The organism is Billgrantia sp. C5P2 (assembly GCF_051062895.2).
The window spans coordinates 728,502-745,260 of the sequence record NZ_CM128542.1; the positions used below are offsets into that span (position 1 = coordinate 728,502).

General features: G+C 63.3%; 18 protein-coding genes. 6 read left to right on the forward strand and 12 right to left on the reverse strand.

Annotation, left to right across the window (positions count from 1 at the left end; all coding sequences use genetic code 11):
- The first annotated feature begins 17 nt into the window (after positions 1 to 17).
- Positions 18 to 629 (forward strand): LysE family translocator, encoded by a 612-nt coding sequence (locus ACRWQA_RS03485; RefSeq protein WP_434227141.1) that lies wholly within the window; start codon positions 18 to 20, stop codon positions 627 to 629.
- 345 nt (positions 630 to 974) lie between these two features.
- The gene (locus tag ACRWQA_RS03490) at positions 975 to 1,439 is read left to right on the forward strand and encodes a DUF2846 domain-containing protein (protein WP_434227143.1); all 465 of its coding nucleotides are present in this window, start codon (positions 975 to 977) and stop codon (positions 1,437 to 1,439) included.
- Between the two features lie 139 nt (positions 1,440 to 1,578).
- Here ACRWQA_RS03490 and ACRWQA_RS03495 read toward each other — a convergent pair whose 3' ends face one another.
- Positions 1,579 to 2,406 (reverse strand): SDR family oxidoreductase, encoded by an 828-nt coding sequence (locus ACRWQA_RS03495; RefSeq protein ID WP_434227144.1) that lies wholly within the window; start codon positions 2,404 to 2,406, stop codon positions 1,579 to 1,581.
- Positions 2,407 to 2,511: 105 nt separating this feature from the next.
- On the opposite strand from ACRWQA_RS03495, the gene ACRWQA_RS03500 reads away from it, so the two are divergent.
- Positions 2,512 to 3,459 (forward strand): LysR family transcriptional regulator, encoded by a 948-nt coding sequence (locus tag ACRWQA_RS03500; protein WP_434227146.1) that lies wholly within the window; start codon positions 2,512 to 2,514, stop codon positions 3,457 to 3,459.
- 134 nt (positions 3,460 to 3,593) lie between these two features.
- Positions 3,594 to 4,127, forward strand: coding sequence for a DUF2380 domain-containing protein (locus ACRWQA_RS03505; protein ID WP_434227147.1), 534 nt, complete (start codon positions 3,594 to 3,596; stop codon positions 4,125 to 4,127).
- A 22-nt stretch (positions 4,128 to 4,149) separates the two neighbouring features.
- Here the strand turns inward: ACRWQA_RS03505 and ACRWQA_RS03510 are convergent, their stop codons facing one another.
- The 7 genes from ACRWQA_RS03510 to ACRWQA_RS03540 form a co-directional block, all read right to left on the reverse strand.
- On the reverse strand, positions 4,150 to 4,539 hold the full coding sequence (locus ACRWQA_RS03510; protein WP_263581155.1) for a GFA family protein: 390 nt from the start codon (positions 4,537 to 4,539) through the stop codon (positions 4,150 to 4,152).
- Between the two features lie 114 nt (positions 4,540 to 4,653).
- On the reverse strand, positions 4,654 to 5,430 hold the full coding sequence (locus ACRWQA_RS03515) for an ABC transporter ATP-binding protein (protein ID WP_263581154.1): 777 nt from the start codon (positions 5,428 to 5,430) through the stop codon (positions 4,654 to 4,656).
- On the reverse strand, positions 5,427 to 6,491 hold the full coding sequence (locus ACRWQA_RS03520) for a FecCD family ABC transporter permease (RefSeq protein ID WP_263581153.1): 1,065 nt from the start codon (positions 6,489 to 6,491) through the stop codon (positions 5,427 to 5,429). Before ACRWQA_RS03520 ends, ACRWQA_RS03515 begins: the two co-directional genes overlap by 4 nt.
- Positions 6,488 to 7,636 carry an ABC transporter substrate-binding protein gene (locus ACRWQA_RS03525; RefSeq protein WP_434227149.1) on the reverse strand — a complete coding sequence of 383 codons (1,149 nt, stop codon included), beginning with the start codon at positions 7,634 to 7,636 and terminating at the stop codon, positions 6,488 to 6,490. The genes ACRWQA_RS03520 and ACRWQA_RS03525 overlap by 4 nt, the downstream gene beginning before the upstream one ends.
- Complete coding sequence (locus ACRWQA_RS03530) at positions 7,636 to 9,633, reverse strand: TonB-dependent receptor domain-containing protein (RefSeq protein ID WP_434227150.1); 1,998 nt, start codon at positions 9,631 to 9,633, stop codon at positions 7,636 to 7,638. Before ACRWQA_RS03530 ends, ACRWQA_RS03525 begins: the two co-directional genes overlap by 1 nt.
- Before the next feature lie 157 nt (positions 9,634 to 9,790).
- The gene (locus ACRWQA_RS03535) at positions 9,791 to 11,170 is read right to left on the reverse strand and encodes a histidine kinase sensor domain-containing protein (protein ID WP_434227152.1); all 1,380 of its coding nucleotides are present in this window, start codon (positions 11,168 to 11,170) and stop codon (positions 9,791 to 9,793) included.
- A complete protein-coding gene (locus ACRWQA_RS03540; RefSeq protein ID WP_434227153.1) occupies positions 11,167 to 11,871 on the reverse strand; it encodes a response regulator transcription factor in 705 nt (234 codons plus the stop codon). The genes ACRWQA_RS03535 and ACRWQA_RS03540 overlap by 4 nt, the downstream gene beginning before the upstream one ends.
- Positions 11,872 to 12,035: 164 nt before the next feature.
- Here ACRWQA_RS03540 and ACRWQA_RS03545 point away from each other — a divergent pair, with 164 nt between their 5' ends.
- On the forward strand, positions 12,036 to 12,251 hold the full coding sequence (locus ACRWQA_RS03545; protein WP_434227155.1) for a hypervirulence associated TUDOR domain-containing protein: 216 nt from the start codon (positions 12,036 to 12,038) through the stop codon (positions 12,249 to 12,251).
- 6 nt (positions 12,252 to 12,257) lie between these two features.
- Here ACRWQA_RS03545 and ACRWQA_RS03550 read toward each other — a convergent pair whose 3' ends face one another.
- The 3 genes from ACRWQA_RS03550 to ACRWQA_RS03560 all read right to left on the reverse strand — a co-directional run bounded on the left by ACRWQA_RS03550 (position 12,258) and on the right by ACRWQA_RS03560 (position 14,528).
- Positions 12,258 to 13,439: an MFS transporter gene (locus tag ACRWQA_RS03550; protein ID WP_434227157.1), complete on the reverse strand. Its 1,182-nt coding sequence runs from the start codon at positions 13,437 to 13,439 to the stop codon at positions 12,258 to 12,260.
- Positions 13,436 to 14,002: a TetR/AcrR family transcriptional regulator gene (locus tag ACRWQA_RS03555; protein WP_434227158.1), complete on the reverse strand. Its 567-nt coding sequence runs from the start codon at positions 14,000 to 14,002 to the stop codon at positions 13,436 to 13,438. The genes ACRWQA_RS03550 and ACRWQA_RS03555 overlap by 4 nt, the downstream gene beginning before the upstream one ends.
- Before the next feature lie 190 nt (positions 14,003 to 14,192).
- The gene (locus tag ACRWQA_RS03560) at positions 14,193 to 14,528 is read right to left on the reverse strand and encodes a hypothetical protein (protein ID WP_263581146.1); all 336 of its coding nucleotides are present in this window, start codon (positions 14,526 to 14,528) and stop codon (positions 14,193 to 14,195) included.
- A 355-nt stretch (positions 14,529 to 14,883) separates the two neighbouring features.
- Between ACRWQA_RS03560 and ACRWQA_RS03565 the strand changes: the two genes are divergently transcribed.
- Positions 14,884 to 15,915 carry an Acg family FMN-binding oxidoreductase gene (locus tag ACRWQA_RS03565; RefSeq protein ID WP_263581145.1) on the forward strand — a complete coding sequence of 344 codons (1,032 nt, stop codon included), beginning with the start codon at positions 14,884 to 14,886 and terminating at the stop codon, positions 15,913 to 15,915.
- A 127-nt stretch (positions 15,916 to 16,042) separates the two neighbouring features.
- Here ACRWQA_RS03565 and ACRWQA_RS03570 read toward each other — a convergent pair whose 3' ends face one another.
- Positions 16,043 to 16,522, reverse strand: coding sequence for a phasin family protein (locus tag ACRWQA_RS03570; protein WP_263581144.1), 480 nt, complete (start codon positions 16,520 to 16,522; stop codon positions 16,043 to 16,045).
- Positions 16,523 to 16,759 lie beyond the last annotated feature (237 nt).

The following is a 16,759-nucleotide window of genomic DNA, read 5'->3' on the forward strand; positions in this document are numbered from 1 at the left end:
CTATCGGAGAGACTCCCATGGAGATCGTCGCCTATGCCCTGGGCGTCATGTACACGCCTGGGCCTGTGAACCTGCTCGGCCTGAACGCTGGGCTCAACGGTCAGGCCAGGACATCGCTTGGCTTCTTCGTCGGTGTGGGGCTGGCCATGCTCACGCTATTTTTGCTGTTCGGCTGGGCCGGCGCGGCCTGGGTGCGCGGCGACATGCTTGCCGTGGTGGGAGCGGTGGGCTGCGGCTACATTCTCTACCTGGCGGTCAAGATCGCCCGCTCGAGCATCGACCTGGGCGAGGTGCGTGCAGCGCCGCGCGTGCTGCAGTTCCGCGACGGCCTGATCATGCAGCTGTGCAACCCCAAGGGCATGATCGCGACCCTGCCGATCGCCACCATCCAGTTCCCCGCCGCCGGCATCGACGGCGCGAGCCTGCTGGTCTGGTCGCTGGGGCTGGCCGTGCTGGCTTTCGGCGCCCCCGGTAGCTATGCGCTGATGGGCGCCATGGTTGGTCAGCGAATCGAGAGCCCGCGGTTGCTCAAGGGTTTCAGCCTCGCCATGGCCGTTCTGCTGGTATGGGTCGCGATCACCATCGGCTACGAGCACGTGTGGCTGCCGCTGGCGTCGCGTGAGTATTGAGGTACGCCTTTGATAGCGGCTTCTTTGGCTTCCGTTGATCCAGCGCATGAAGGTTGGTCAGCCTTGAATGATAGGCTTTGCCGCAAAACACGATATCGATAGCTCATACGCAAGGATGCTCAAATCGAAATGGATCATTCAGAGCTTTGTACCTCCTTTGTCATCGATTGAATAACCTCGAATGCCAAAGCTCCACTCTCCAAATACTTAGGAGAGACGGAAGTGCGTAGGTGTTGTTGTCGTGAATAAAAAGAATTTGGCGAAAGCCAAATGGCGTGGCCCTGTGGGCCAGTCAGTAAAAAGCGGCTTGAAGCTGCAAGCAAACGCAAAAGAAAGGGAACTGAAATGAAACTACTCAAAACCACAGCTGCCATGGCGGTGCTGGCTTTGATGACAGGGTGTGCCTCGGTCAACATGGCTCCGCAGCAGGAGTCATCTCAAGCCAAGCAGTTCGAAGCCCCGGCAGAGGGCATGGCAGGTGTGTATGTCTTTCGCAAGGAATCCCCTATCGGGGCTGCGCTGAAGAAAGACATCTGGATCGACGGCGAGTGTATCGGTGAAAGCGCTCGAGGAGTTTTCTTCTACCATCAGGTAGAGGGAGATCAGGAGCATGAGGTTGCCACTGAGTCCGAATTTTCCCCCAATACGCTGAGCCTCGTGACGGAATCGGGAAACAACTACTTTATTGAGCAATATATCAAGATGGGGGCCTTCGTCGGTGGTGCCAACCTCCGGCTCGTCGACGAAGAGCAGGGTATGGAAGAGGTGAGCAAGCTGAGCATGGCAAGTTCAGGAAACTGTAGTCGGTAAGCCGAGCCGGCGCCGTCTTTCGACGGCGCCTCGATGATTCTGGCGCGGATGTATCCGGCAAGACGCGCTGGCCACGCCAACGCCAACTCTTTCAACGAGCCTGGATCGGGGCCGGCCTTTTCGACTGTCCGATCCCGAATCAATCGACATCGGCCGAAAAGGCCACGTCGCGCTGTGCTTCGAGCGCTTGAAGCCGCTCTTCCAGCGCCTGCTTGACGCCCGTATACGCCGTGCTGCCGAGTGCCAGCCGCAAGGGTGGTGTCGGCGCGTCGGCGGCGGTGATTATGGCGTCAACCGTCCTGGCGGCATCGCCCTTTATCTCGAAGCTGCCATCCGCCAGGGCGCGCCTGACATCGCCTGCCGGCGTTGCGTCATAGACCTCCATCGGAGCCCCGCGCACGAGCCCGGCGGCAAAATCGGTCGCGGTGGGGCCCGGTTCGACAATGATGAAATCGATCCCGAACGGCGCCACGTCCTGCGCCGTCGATTCGACGAAGCCCTCGATGCCCCACTTGGTGGCGTGATAGAGCGAAAAGTTGGGATAGGCTTTCTGGCCGCCTTCTGAGGAGACCTGCACGATGCGTCCGCCGCCTTGGGCGCGCAGGTGGGGCAGTACCGCGCGAATCAACTGGATCGAACCGGTGAGGTTGGTGGCGATCTGGTGATCGATCTGCTCATCGCTGAGCTCTTCGGCGGCACCGAAGAGCCCATAGCCAGCGTTCGATACCACCACATCGATCCTTCCCATACGCTCGAAGGCCTGGCGGGTGACCTCGTGGATCCCTGGCACGTCGGTGAGATCGAGTGTCAGCACCCGCAAGCGCTCGCCATGGGCCTGCTGCAGTTCGTCGAGCACGCCTTCCCGGCGCAGCGTGGCAACCACGCGATCGCCACGCGCCAGCAGGCGCTCCGTCATCAGTCGGCCTAAGCCTGAGGATGCTCCGGTAATCAGCCATGTCTTGCTCATCATTCTGCTCCTTCGTTCGGTTGGGTTGACGAACCCATGGTGGCGCTCCCGATTGGAATGAAGAAGTAGGCTACTGTTGTATGTACTCGTGAGAGGATTTCACCAATGAGCAAGCCGAGCACGACCAAGCCAAGTCTGGCCGACCTGGAAGCCTTTGCGGTGGTAGCCGCCGAGCGCAGCTTTCGGCGCGCAGCCGATGTGATAGGTATCTCGCGCTCGGCGTTGAGCCACCGGATGCGGCATCTGGAAGAGCGGCTCGGCGTGCGGCTGCTGCACCGCACCACCCGCAGCGTTTCCCTTACCGATGCCGGCGGCCGGTTTCTGGCGCGTATCACACCGACCTTGAGTGAACTGAACGCCACGCTGGATACCCTTGCCGACGACCGCGGCGAACCCAGCGGCCAGTTGCGCATCAATGCGAGCAGGGCGGCAGCTCGACTGTTGCTTGCCCATGTCGTGCCGGCTTATCTGCGCCGCTATCCGGCGGTGGAGCTCGATCTCGTCAGCGAAGGGCGTCTCGTCGATATCGTCGAGCAGGGGTTCGATGCCGGGGTACGGCTGGGTGAGGCGGTGCCCCAGGACATGATTGCGGTGAAGCTGGGAGGGGATATGCGATTCCTGGCGGTGGCCTCGCCGGATTACCTGCACCGCTTCGGCACACCCGACGTTCCCGACGACCTGCACAAGCACCGCTGCATACGCCAGCGTTTGCCCAGCGGCAAACGCTACCGCTGGGAGTTCGAACGGCGAGGGCAGGAAATCGCCATCGACGTGCCCGGTACGCTGACGCTCGACGACAATGAACTCATGGTCGAAGCGGCAGCCGACGGCCTCGGCATCGCCTACGTTCCCGAACTCGTGGCCAGCGACCGCCTCGCATCGGGCCAGCTCGTTGCGTTGCTGGAAGCGTGGAGCCCGCCATATCCCGGCTTGATGCTCTATTACCCCGGGCATCGCCACGTACCCACAGCACTACGTGCCTTCATCGACCTGCTGAAGGTGTCGGATGTTCAGGCGGGTATGCGTATGGCTCAGGCTGGCGATAGTATCTAGTCAGCGCCTTTCCCTGCGGCTCGGCTTAAGCTATCCCTGTATGGCGTCCAGGAGGCGCGACATGGCGAAGCACTTTGGCACCAAGTACGGCTTGTCCTCCAGGCGCGTTTGCACTGGCTCCATCAGGAGGCGCCATGACCCCACAGAACGTATATCGCCGGATCACGCGCGGAATGCCGCTCCTTCTTCTGGCAGGAACGATGGCAATGGCAGCGACGATTGTTGCCGATACAGAAAAATCGACCCTGGCCTTGGCCCAGTTCGATTTCCAGGACACATCCGGCGAAGTCCAGGATCAAAACGCCGAGCACGAAGCGAGACTGAGATCGCTCAATGAGACGCTATACAGTGGCCTCGCCGGGCATCAGGAGATTACGTTTATCGACCTGACCTGCGAGATGGAACGCTGTACGCACCGAACCCCTGGCCTGGCCGTTCTTACAAGGCAGGCCAAGACCGCCGGCGCCCAATATCTCCTTATCGGCGAGGTTCACAAAGTGAGCACGCTGATCGGAAGGGTCAGGCTGGCGGTGCTGGATCTGAACGACAACAACAAGTTTGCCTGCGAGCAACTGTTGTCCTATCGAGGTGATTCCGACGAAGCATGGCAACGCATGGCACAGTACACCTTGCGCCACATCGAGGAGAGTTGCATTCCTCCGGGCTGAAGCCGCCATCGAACGCGACTAGCTACTCCTCTCGCCCCGTGTCGTCACGATCGCAGTCGTAGCGCTTCATGTAAGGAAACGGTGGCAGCCAGGACTCGCGGCGGACGGTCCAGCTTTCGTAGGTGGGCATCAGTTGGTCGGGGGCATCCAGCGCTCCCAGGTGCACTTCGATTTCATCTCCGCTGCGTGCGAACACGGACGAACCGCAGTTGGGACAGAAAAATCGCCCTGCGTAGTCGCGCGTTTCACCTTCGATCGTCACCGCCTCCTCAGGGAACATAGCGGCCGCGAAGAACAGCGCGCCATGATGCTTGCGGCAGTCGAGGCAATGACACAGGCCGACCCGGTAGGGGCGCCCCGTCGCCACGATGCGAACGTTGCCGCAAAGGCAACCACCCGTGAACCGGTCCATGCGGTGTCTCCTCCGATGTGGCCATCCGGCCTCTACCAATCAAGCTAAAAGTAGCAGAGGAGACGGCCACGGCTCTCCTGCCGTTTCTCATCTATGCAACCGGGCTGCGTACTGCTAGTCGGCCAGGGGCCGGTCCGCCAGCACGATGGGATGGCCGCGGGAGCAGCGTTCTATGCGGGCCTCGATGCCGTAGGTACGGGCCAGCAGCTCAGGGGTCAGTACCTGTTGCGCCGTGCCCATCTCAGCCCGCCCACCGGGAGAGAGCACCAGCACCCGGTCGCAGAAGCGCAGCGCCAGGTTGAGGTCGTGGCTGGCCACCAAGGCGATGGCGCCGTTCTCGTGGGTGGCCGAGCGCACCGCCTCGAGCACGTTGAGCTGCCAACGCAGGTCCAGCGCGCTGGTGGGCTCGTCCAGCAGCATCAGCGGCGGCTTGCGTACCAGCACCTGGGCCAGCCCTACCATCTGGCGCTGGCCACCCGACATTTCGGACAGCTGGCGCAGGGCCAGATGACGAATGCCCAAAGTGTCGAAGACGTCTTCGATGGCCTGTTCGGTTGTGGCCCGCGGTTCACTGGCACGTACGGCGCGGCAGGCGCTGAACACGGTCTCGTAGGCTACCAATGGTACCGCCTGGGGTAACGGCTGGGGCAAATAACCCAAGTGCTGCACGCGCTGGGCCGGGGAGAGTGCCCTCAGCTGTTGGCCGTTCAACTGCACATGTCCGCTTGTCGGCATGAGGCCGGCGATGCCCTTCAGCAGAGTGGATTTGCCCACCGCGTTGGGGCCTACCACCGCCACCAGCTCGCCCGGCTCGATGCTCGGCAGGGTCAGGTCGCGAAACACCGGATGGCGCCGATAGCCTGCCGTCAGCCGTTCCAATTCGAGGCTCATAGCGCGGCCCTCCGGCTGCGGGCGACGATCAGGCCGATGAACAGGGGAATACCCACCAGGGCGGTAACAATACCCACCGGCAAGACCACGCCCGGCACCAGCAGCTTGCTGGCGATCGAGGAAAGCGAAAGCAGCACGGCACCCGCCAGGGCGCTTCCCGGCAGCAGGAAGCGATGGTCTTCGCCCAGCATCAGGCGGGCGATGTGCGGCGCCACCAGGCCGATGAAGCCGATCTCGCCGACGAAGGCCAGGGCGGCGGCGGTCAACAGGCTGACACGCAGCAGTACCAGCAGGCGCATCCGCTCCACCGGCACGCCCAGGCTGCGGGCCTGCTCTTCGCCGCTGCGCAGAAGGGTCATGGCCCAGGCATTGCGCAGCGAGAAGGGCAGGCAGACCGCCAGCACGCCGACCACGATGGCGACTTTATCCAGCGACGCGCGAGCCAGGCTGCCCATGGTCCAGAACACGATCTGCTGTACCGACTCGGCGTCGGCGACGAACTGGATCAGCCCCACCACGGCATTGATGCCGAACAGCAAGGCGATACCGAACAGCACCACGGCATGAACCGAGGCACCCAGGGTGCGCGACAGCAGCAGGATCAGCAGCGAGGCGGCGGCGGCGAACACGAAGGCCGAGAGCGGCAGCAGCAGATGCACCGCCAGGCCGAACAGCGAGACGTTGAACGCGATCACCAGCGACGCCCCCAGGGTGGCAGCGGCGCCCACGCCCAGGGTGAAGGGGCTGGCCAACGGGTTGTTGAGCACCGTCTGCATCTCGGCCCCGGCCAATCCCAGGCAGGCGCCTACCACCACCGCCATCAGCGCATAGGGCAGGCGAATGTCGAAGATGATCACGCGAGTGCCGGTTTCCAGGGCGCCGGGGGCGAGCAGGCCATGAACGACTTCTCCCAACCCCAGCATGGCGGGGCCGGAAGCGATGTCTACCAGCAGGGCGGTGGCCGCCGCCAGCGTCAGGCCGGCCAGGCACAGTATTCGGCGCCACACGAAGCGCTGGTACTGGCTGGCCAGCCGGGCGTCAACTTCCATCACTTGGTTCACGGCGCTTCCTCCGCGAGGCCAACCCAGTAGGTGCCGTCCAGCGCCACGGGCTGGAAGCGACTGTAAAAGGTGGCCAGGGTCTGCTCTGGCTCGAGGTGTGCCAGTCGCTCGGGGTGCAACCAGCGGGCCAGGGCCTGCACGGCCACCACATTGAGCGGCGTGTTGTAGAAGTGGTGCCATATGGCGAAGGCGTGCTCGGGGTTTTCGATGGCGGGGAGCGAGGCAAGGCCGGGGCGCTGCACAGCCCGGGCCAGGGAGCGGCGGGCGTTCTGTTCGCTGACACCGGCGCCCAGCACCACGAAGGGCTGCTCGTCAGCGGAGGTCGCATTCTCGGCCGAGCCGATGGCAGTGGCCAGGTAGCGGTCCGGCGGGTCGCTGATCAGGGTCTCCAGGTTGATCGTGCCGCTGACACCGGGCAGCCGCTCGGCGGCCACGTTGGTCCCGCCGGCGGCCTCGATGAAGTGCCCCATCATGCCGTTGGCCATGGTCTCGCAGCAGCCGTCGTGCAGGCCCACTCGGCTGTGCAGGAAGACGCTCGGCCACTCCTCCTCGGGAATCGCAGCCACCGCCTCGCGCACCTTGGCCAGCTCTTCTTCATAGAAGCGGTTGAAGCGCTTGGCTTGTGCCTGGCGTCCCAGCACCTCGCCGAGCAGCGCCATGCTGCGCGGCGTGTTGCGCAGCGGATCCTGGCGAAAGTCGATGAACACCACCGCCACACCGGCCCGCTCCAGGCGCGCGATCAGCTCGTGGTTGTGCGCGCCGGGCCCATGGCCCTCCAGGCTAAAGATGGCCAGGTCGGCGCCCATGGCCAGCACGCTCTCCAGGCTGAAGCTGTCGGCGGAGGCGTGCCCCACGCGGGGCAAGTCGGCCAGCTCGGGGAAACGCGCCAGGTACTGGGCGTAGCCGGCGGGGTCGGTCTGCTCGAAATCGGGCAGCAGGCCGACTAGCCGTTCGATCACTCGTTCGCCCTCAAGGATCGCCAACGCCGGGATGTAACGGCTCTCGCCCAGCACGATGGCCTTGGCCTGCTCGGGCACGCTAACGCTGCGTCCCGCCAGGTCGGTCACCGTGCGCTCCGCCTGGGCCTGAGAGGCGCCGAACAGCACCGCCAATGCGAGCAACAACAGATTGGGTCGCTTGAGCATCAGAACCTCAGCGCCAGGCCGAGGCGGATATCGCGGCCCGGCTCCGGCAGGCCCACTACGCCCGCATAGCCCGGCAGGTGCTGGTAGTCCGCATTGCTGGCGTGGTCCAGGTACTGCTTGTCGCCTATGTTGTGGACCGTGAGCGTTACGCGCAGGTCCTCGTTGGCGGTGGGCAGCCAGTCCATGAAGAGGTCATGCACGCCGTAGCCCGGCTTGTCGATGGTGCCCACGCGGGTCACCAGGCCGTCGAGCCCCTGTACGAAGCGGCCGCGCCAGCCGAATTCCAGATTCGGGCTCCACTGGTAGGCCAGATCGGCCACCCAGGTATCGCCCATGCTGTTGCCCAGCAGGTTATGCGCATAGACGGTGAGCGGCTCGCCATCCACCTTGGCCTCGTTGCTGTGGTAGCTCAGCCCGGCTTGCAGAACGCCCCAGCGATAGGTGGCGCCGAGGCGATACCCGTCCGATTCCAGGTCGCCGATGTTCTGGTAGAGAGCCGGGCCGAACAGCGGGTCGGCGATGGCCTCCTCGATGGTGGAACGATAGACCTCTCCGAACAGGGTGAAATTGCCGAGGGCATAGTCGAAGCCCACCTCGGTATTCCTGGCCTTTTCACCCTTCAGATCCGGGTCGTTCAGGGCGCGGTCGATCTTGAAGGCGTCGTGGGGCATCGGCCCGCGGAAGGCCTCTGCGTAGCCCGCCCTGAGGGTCAGCCCGTCGACTGCCTCCCAGGCCAGGTTGACGTTGGGGCTGACGTCGCTCTCGCTGTAGTGCTGGTCGCTATTGTCGGTGAGCCGGTATTCGTCGTAGCGCACCCCGGCGCTCAGCAGCAGGGTGTCGGTGATCCAGAAGTCATCCTGCAGGTAAACGCCGGTGACCCTGCCGGACTCCTCCTCTGCCCTGGGATCGTCTTCGGCGCCGGCATTCACCGAGTCGCGCCGGTAGTCGACACCGTAGGTCAGGGCATGGTCGCCGAGCCGGCTGGTGTTGCGCAGGTCACCGCCCACGCTGCGCGTGAAGCCGTAGTAGCGGCCCCAGCGGTCGGCAACGTTCTGTTCGATCTCCGACTCGGTGTGATACAGGGTAAAGGCCGCATCCAGCCAGGCGTTCTCTTCCGGGGCGATGGCGTAGTTCAGCGTGGTGGTATCGCGGCGGCCATCCAGCTCGTAGAGCGGGTTGAAATCGCTGATGCCCCATTGCGGCCGCTGGGGGCGCTCGCCCTGGTCGGTGCGCACCTCATGGCTCAGCCTCAGGGTCTGGCCGCCAGGCAGTTGGCCGACGATCTTGGCGAAACCCGACTGCTGCTCGGCATCGGTGCCGGGAATCTCGTTGCCATCGCCATCCTCGAAGCGGCCGTGGTCGCTGTGATTGAGGGAGACCATGCCGCTCCAGCGCTCGCTCAGACGGCCAAAGACGGTGGTGCTGCCCTGGTAGCCCTCGGTATTCGAGGCGCCGCCGATCTTGAACAGGGCGCCCAATCGCTCGTCGTCGCGCAGCAGGTCGCCGGGATCCTTGGTGACGAAGCGAATGGCGCCGCCCAGGGCACCCGCGCCAGCCGTGGCCCGGCCGGCGCCGGCGTCCACTTCCACTTGCTTGAGTAGCTCGGGCTCCACGGCCAGGCGGCCGGTGTGGTGGAACAGGGCGCCGGCCTGGGTCGCGCCGTCGATGGTGACGTTGAGTAGCGTGTCTTCGACGCCGCGTACGTAGACTTTCTGCGCGATACCCACCGTGCCGCCTACGGCAACCTCAGGCTCGCCGGCAAAGAGTTCGCCCAGGTCGCCGGCCTGGTAGCGTTCGATGGTCTCGTCATCGATGCTCATGTCGCTCACTGTCTCGCGCTCGCCGATGACCTGGATCGGTTCGAGCCGATGAGCGTCGTCTTGCGCCAGCACAGTGGGGCTCGCACCCAGCAGGGCAATAGCCGAGTAGAGGGCGCGACGGCGAAAGCGGGGCGGGTGTGGCTGGGTAACTGCCTTGGCAGGAAGTGAAATGTTCATATGCGCTCCAATGTCATCATTACGGATGAGAATCATTGTCTTTTGAAGCGCATTCTTACTCTCCGTCACTCCGATGTGAAACGCTTTTACAATTGTTACTTTTGCCAAGGCCTCTTGGATCGTGCCACTTACGACAAAGCCGCTTACTCCAAGTGACTCAGGTGACAGTTATCTGCGCCGGTGCATTGGCGTGGCCTCGGGATGCCGGTAGCCACAGGCGCATTCGCAGCCCGCCTTCATGGCGATTCTCGGCCTCGATCCAGCCGCCGGCTGCCTCCACCTGACGGCGCGCCAGGGCCAGGCCCAGGCCGTGCCCGCCGGGGCGGGAACCGCGCGCCTGGGCCGTGCGAAAGAACGGCGTGAAGATACGTTCCAGATGCTCGGTCGGCACCCCCGGGCCTTCATCCTCGATGGTGAGCAGGTAACCGTCCGGCATGGCTTTCAGATCGATCCAGACGTTGCCGCCAGCCGGGGTGTGGGTGCAGGCGTTACGAATGACGTTCTCGAAGGCCTGTGCCAGGGCACGATGGCTGCTACCACTGACTTCCGCCCGGGCGGGCAGCCCGGCGTGCAGCGTGTGACCGGGGTATTCGTAGCGGGCGTCCTCCAGGATGCTGTCGAGCAGGTCGGTGAGGTCCAGGCTGTCCCGGTCGAGGTTGGGCTTCTCGTTCTCCAGCCAGGCCAGGGTCAGGGTATCCTCCACCAACTCGCGCATCAGGCGGCATTCGCGGCGCAGCCGAGGCAGCAAGTGCTGGGTGTCGATGCCTTCCTCCACGCAGCTAATGGCCATGTCGATGCGTGTGAGCGGGGTGCGCAGTTCGTGAGACAGGTCAGCGATCAGACGGCGCTGGGTGAGGATGAGATCGCCAGTGCGCTCGGCCATGCAGTCGAACGTCTCGGCCAGGGCGGCAAGCTCGTCGTTGCGATTGCCCAGCAAGGCGCGAACCCGCACGCCCAGGTTGCCGTTGCTGAACTGGCGAGTAGCCAGCTCGAGTTGGCGCAGCGGGCGCATCAGGTGGCGATAGATCACCAGGCTCAGCACGATCAACACCACCAACGGCAGGGCGACCTTGAGGAACAGCTTGGCCTGGGGCAGGTAGGTGCCGGGGCGCATGCGTTGGGGCAGCAATACCAGAAAGTGGGTCCGCCCGTCGGCGAAGGGAGTCTCCATGATGGGGTTTTCGGTGAAATAGAGGTGGATCTTCCACTCCTCGCTGCGGCCGATGCGAAAGCCTTCACGAAAGCGCGGGGTGAGCACGCTGCCGGCCAGCGGCTGAATGTCAGAGCGGACCACGGCGGCCCAGGTGTCCTCGCGTGCCTGCAGCTCGGCCAGCCAGTCGGCCAGGGCTTGCTCGTCGCCGGCGTTATGCAGGCGTTCGGCGGTGCGCCCCCACTCCTTGAGGGTCTGCTGGTGGCGTTCGGCGATGAAGCTCATCTGCTGCTCGGTTTCATCACCCAGGAAGGTAATCACCCACATCAGTACAAGGGTGCCCAGCGCCAAGGTGGCGCACAATTTCCACAACAGCCGCCGGTTCACAGGAAGCAGTATCCCTTGCCGTGGACCGTCTGCAGGCAATCCGCCGTCATGCCCGCTTCCGCCAGCTTGCGCCGCACCCGGCTCAGGTGCATGTCGAGGCTACGATCGAAGCGACTGTACTCCCGCTCCAGCACCACCTGGTAGAGGTAAGGTTTGCTCAACGCCTCGCCCTGGTGAAGCATCAATACCCACAGCAAGCGAAACTGAATCGGGGTGAGAGTGATGGGTCGGCCCGAGTAGTGCACGGACAGGGTACTGCGCTTCAGTGTCAGCGAGCCCACGCTAAGCGTTTCCGGGTTGGCGCCCGGATCGGTGCTGCCCAGCGTGCGCCGCAACAGCGCCTCGATGCGCAGCAGCAGCTCGGCGAAGGCGAAGGGCTTGGGCACGTAATCGTCGGCACCGCGGCTGAAACCGCGGATGCGCTCCTCCTCGGCGCCACAGGCGGTAAGCATGATCACCGGCGTCTGGCGCAGCCTGCGCAAGCGGTTGAGTACTTCGAAGCCATCAAGCTGTGGCAGCAGCACGTCGAGCAGGATCAGATCGAAACGCTGGCTGAGTGCCGACAGCAGCCCGTCTTCCCCCGCATAGCACTGCTGCGTCTCATAACCCTTTCCTTCCAAAAGCCGTGAGATTTGGCCGTTCAGCGTCCTGTCGTCCTCGACGACCAGCACGCGAGGCCGGCACGGGGTGATCGGGGCCATGGCTTATCCATTCTTATATGAGATTTATTATCATATGTGCATGAGATGCAATGGACAAGCGCGACTATAGGCTGCTGCCACCGGTTCGTCGACAACATCCGAGCCATCGAAGCCTGGGCTATGCTTCAGTTCGTCTAACCAATTCAACAGGTTTGAGGTAGACCATGGCCAAACGCTTCAAGGTGGGAGACCGCGTCAGCTGGAACTCCGAGGCGGGGCAGGTAAGCGGCAAGATCATCAAGGTCCACACCCAGGACACGGAGTACAAGGGGCACAAGCGCCACGCCAGCGAGGACGAGCCGCAATACGAGATCAAGAGCGACAAGACCGATCACATCGCCATGCACAAGGACTCGGCGCTCACCAAGCTAGATGACTAGGCCAGGCTATCCAGGAGCGCGCTCATCGGCGGTGGCTCTCTCCTTCAGCAACCATGACCCCAACCCGGCGACGGCGAGCCCCAGGGTGGCAAAGAGCGTGAAGGTGGCGACATGACCTTCAGCTCCCACAAGCCAGCCCGCCAGCGGAGAGCCGGCGACCTGGCCGACCGAGGTGGCGAGCAGTGGCAGCACCGGGCCGAAGGCGGGAGCATTGGACATGATCTGGGTGCTTCTGACCAGGTAGAAACCGGTCAGAATCATGTACCCGGCGCCGAACAGGGCCGCCGATGACAGGGCGAGGGCGAAGTTGCCGGGATTGATGGCCAGAAGCGCCAGGCTTGCAGACATCACCGTAAGCCCGGCGGCATGGGTCATGGCCGGCCCGAAGCGCGAGATGAGATCCCCGCCACCGGCCCCCGTCAGCCCCCCGATGCCCACCGCCAGCCACATCCAGGCGGTCTGGCTAGACACCAGCCCCCCGGCGTTGATCACCGCATCGGGAGCAAACACCCAGTAGGCTGCACTCACACACCCCATCCCGGCAGCCAGGCCACTTAGCCGGGCAAGCCCGAGCCATTGTGCTCGGCTCACCGGCGCGGAGAACAACCGGGGCCGCGAGAGTGAGATGCGTTCCTCACGCGGTAGGTAGCAGAGGGCTGCCAGGGCGGCCAGTGCCGCCAGGGCGGCGAACCCGGTATAGGCGCTGCGCCAGGCCTCCGCCCAGACCAGCACCGCGGGCATGGCGAGCGCGATGCCGAGGCTGGTGCCCGCATTGATGGTGGCGTTGACCCGCCCGCGCAGATCGGGCGGGACGACCCGATATACCGCTTCCGCCATCGCCGGCGAGGACAGCCCGGTACTGATCCCGCAGATCAGCACGCCGACGGCCAGCAGCAGCGAGGAAGGCGCCTGGGCAATGGTGATCAGCCCGATTCCGGCCAGGCCGGCGGCTGCGACGCCTGCGCGGCGTACCCCGAGGCGGCGCGTCACCCAGGGCGCGGCGAGGATGGCGAAGACGAAACTCAGGAAAGGCAGGGCGCCAATGACACCCGCCATGGTCGAAGTGATCGTCAGCTCTTCGCGCATCGAGGGCAGAAAGAGCCCGAACACGAAGCGGGCCAACCCGTAGGTGATGGCAATGACCCCGCTGCCCAGGGCCGCCATGGCGAGCGAGGAGAGCGGCCTCATGGGGTCTCGCTCCGGGCCGCGGCGAGTAGAGCGTCGACCAGCGCCCGAGTGTCGGCCAGGCCGGTCTGCATACCCAGCACCACCACCGCCGTATTGCTACCTTCCAGCACCATGAAGAGGCGTCGCGCCAGGCCGGCATGATGGTCCAGGCCATCGCGTGCCACGGCGGCTTCGAGGCGTGCCAGCAAGTCTTGCTTGGCGGCCGTCGCCAGGGCATGGATTTCGGCGCTGTGCTCGGCGAATTCGCCCATCGCCTTGGCCATGATGCAGCCATGCTGACTGTAGGCTTTGAGCCAGCGGCCGTGCGCATCGACCAGCGCCCGTGTCGCCTGGCCCGGCGGGGCTGAGGCCGTTGCCGCATCGAGGCTGGCGACGAAGCGTTCATGGCGGGCCTGCAGCACGGCCGCGACCAGGGCCTCCTTGGATTCGAAGTGATTGTAGAGCGTCATCCGCACCACCCCGGCGGCGGCCACGATGCGGTCGATGCCGGTGGCGTGGAACCCCTGCTCATAGAAGAGTTGCTCGGCCGTGGCCAGCAACTGGTCGCGCTTGGAGGCGGGCATTCGATGACGCTCCTGTACACGTAAATCTATATAGACCGATCTATCTAAATAGAGGTCTATCTAAGATCAGCAGCACCGGTAGTGTCAAACGATAAGTAAAAGGGCCGCTTTCCTGGGGAAAGCGGCCCTGTACGATTCGGCTTATTGATCAAGCAGTCGGCATGGCATGTCCGACGCTTGATATCGGTTCTTAGGCGGCTCCCGACTCCCGGAAGTTATGCCAGGCATGGTGGTAGAGCACGCCGGCATAGCCGTTGCGCTGAATGAGCTTGAGAATCTTGGCGGGATTTTCCTCATCCAGGGCCTTGTGCAGTTTCGCCCGCTGCTCCTCATCCAGGGCCTCGTACCAGTGATAGGGCTTGCCCTGGGCATTGCTATCCTCGGCCTTGCGCATCAGGTCAATTTCGATGCGCCCGCCATGTCGATACAGGATGTCGTAGCCCTCCTGCAGTTGGGTCGACGGTACGTCGCACGGCTTTTCGAGACCTTCCAGCACGTTGTAGTAGTAATAGCTCAGCGGTTGCATGTGGCTCCTCCAGCGGTATGCCGTTGCTTGTCTACCAACCTGCTCTCCTTTCTCCATCCTGCCTGAGACAGGGCGGCGAGCTCAACGGAAAAATGCACGCCATCCGCGCACCCGCTCCCCCTCTCCGGGCGGCCTCGCCACGCGTCAACCTCCTGCCCAAGCGGTGTGGCGAATAAGTCTCACATCTGCAGTGTCGACATGACGAGATCAGCCTAGCCACCGGGGCAACCTTGGGAAATATGCTGCCGATGAGGGGATGGCGAAGACAGTGCAGCGACATGTTGTGAGCCATGTTCTTGAGGGCCGTGTTGGCGCTAAACTGAAGGCAGCAAGGGGCGAAGGGATGGGGCGGGTTATGAACTACGAGCAAGTGGTGAAGCACCTCTGGCGCCACGGCGATAGGCAAGCGACCGATCATGCCGCCCGGCTGAAGGCGCTCATTCGCTATGCCACCCTGGCTCCTTCCGGACACAACACCCAATGCTGGCGCTTCCGCATCGCCGACGATGCCATCGCCATCCTGCCGGATCTCTCGCGGCGCACACCCGTCGTCGATCCGGACGATCACCACCTCTACGTCTCGCTGGGATGTGCCGCCGAAAACCTGAGCCTGGCGGCGCGGGCGTTCGGTATGTCAGGCGAGATCATCTTCCATCCCGAAGGAGACGGAGAGGTGCGCGTCACACTGACACCCTGTCAGCCTGAGGTCACGCCGCTGTTCGAGGCCATTCCGGCACGCCAGTGCGCGCGCACCGATTACGACGGCTCGCCCGCGACCGATCAGGAACTGTACCTGCTACAGGCCGCGGGAACCGGAGATGGGGTCTCGATCAGCCTGCTGACCGAACGTGAAGCGATGGAGAAAGTGCTGGAGTACGTGCTTCAGGCCAACAGCCGGCAGATCGCGAACGCGGCGTTCCGCCAGGAGCTCGAAGCCTGGCTTCGCTTCGGCGACCGGGAGGCGCTCGAGGCCGGTGACGGGCTTTTCGCGCGCTCCATGGGAAGCCCCGCCACCCCGCGCTGGCTGGGCCGTTGGCTATTCCGCGCCCTGTTTCGGCAAGGCGCCGAAAATGCCAAGGTGGCTCGTCAGGTGCGCAGTTCGGCCGGCATTGCCGTGTTCATCTCGAGAGCCGACGACAGGGCGCACTGGGTGGAAGTCGGCCGCTGCTACCAGCGCTTCGCCCTGCAGGCGACGGCACTCGGCATCTGCAATGCCTTCATCAACCAGCCCATCGAAGAGTCGAGCGTGCGCCCAGCATTCGCCGAGGCATTAGGCGTAGTGGGTGGGCGCCCCGACCTGGTGGTGCGGTTCGGGCGGGGCAAGGCGATGCCGCGTTCGTTGCGGCGACCGATCGAAGCGGTCCTCATGCCGACAGGCGCGGCATAAGCGGCGACCAAAGTGCCGATTCAGCCACTGCCAGGCGCTCATGCTCCGGTAGGGCAGCCAAATAGTTGAAGGGCCGTCTTCTCGCGAAGACGGCCCTTCAAGCATGCGCTTACTTATAAAGCAACTATTACTGATGCGATGCGCTGGCCGATTTTTTGCCCTTGTCGGCCTGCTGCTGGCTTTTCTGTTGAGTATCGTCAGCCTTTTCCTTACCTTTTTGCAAGCTGTTCTCTACTTGTTCCTTTCCCTTCTGCATGCCTGCTGCCGTCAGTTGCTGAGTCTCCTGTAAATACTCCTGGCTCAAGGCGCGAATCTTTTCAGCGTCTTCCTTCATCTTCTCACTCAGCTCTCGAACGGCCTGCTGTTGCTGCTCGATCACCTGCCGAAAACTGTCGGAATCTTTGACTTCAAGCCAAGAGCGTGATTGCGCCAAACTGGTGTCCGCGAAGGCGCGAACGGCGTCGAACTGAGCCGCGAAGAGCTTTTCAAAGTAATCGGTGGTCAGTGCGCCGTAGGCACGTACCGGCTCGACGATGGCCTCGTCGAATTGCTGGTTGCCACGTGCGCTACTCTGGTTGCTATCCGACTTGGATTTTTCAGTACTCATCTAATATTTCCTTCTCTGTAACAAGCAAGCAAAATCGTTCAGGTGAATACTTGATTCAGAAGTTCTTTCTCAACAAGCTGCTGTTAACTTCACCTGTCACGACATAGCCAAAGCATAAATGCTGAAAGAGGTTATGTCCGTGCGGTAGCACACCGAACTCACCTTGTTTGCCATTAAGTCTGAAGAAAGCGATGATAAATAGTTTTGTTTTGTAAGGGCTTTGTTAGCTCGGGCTTC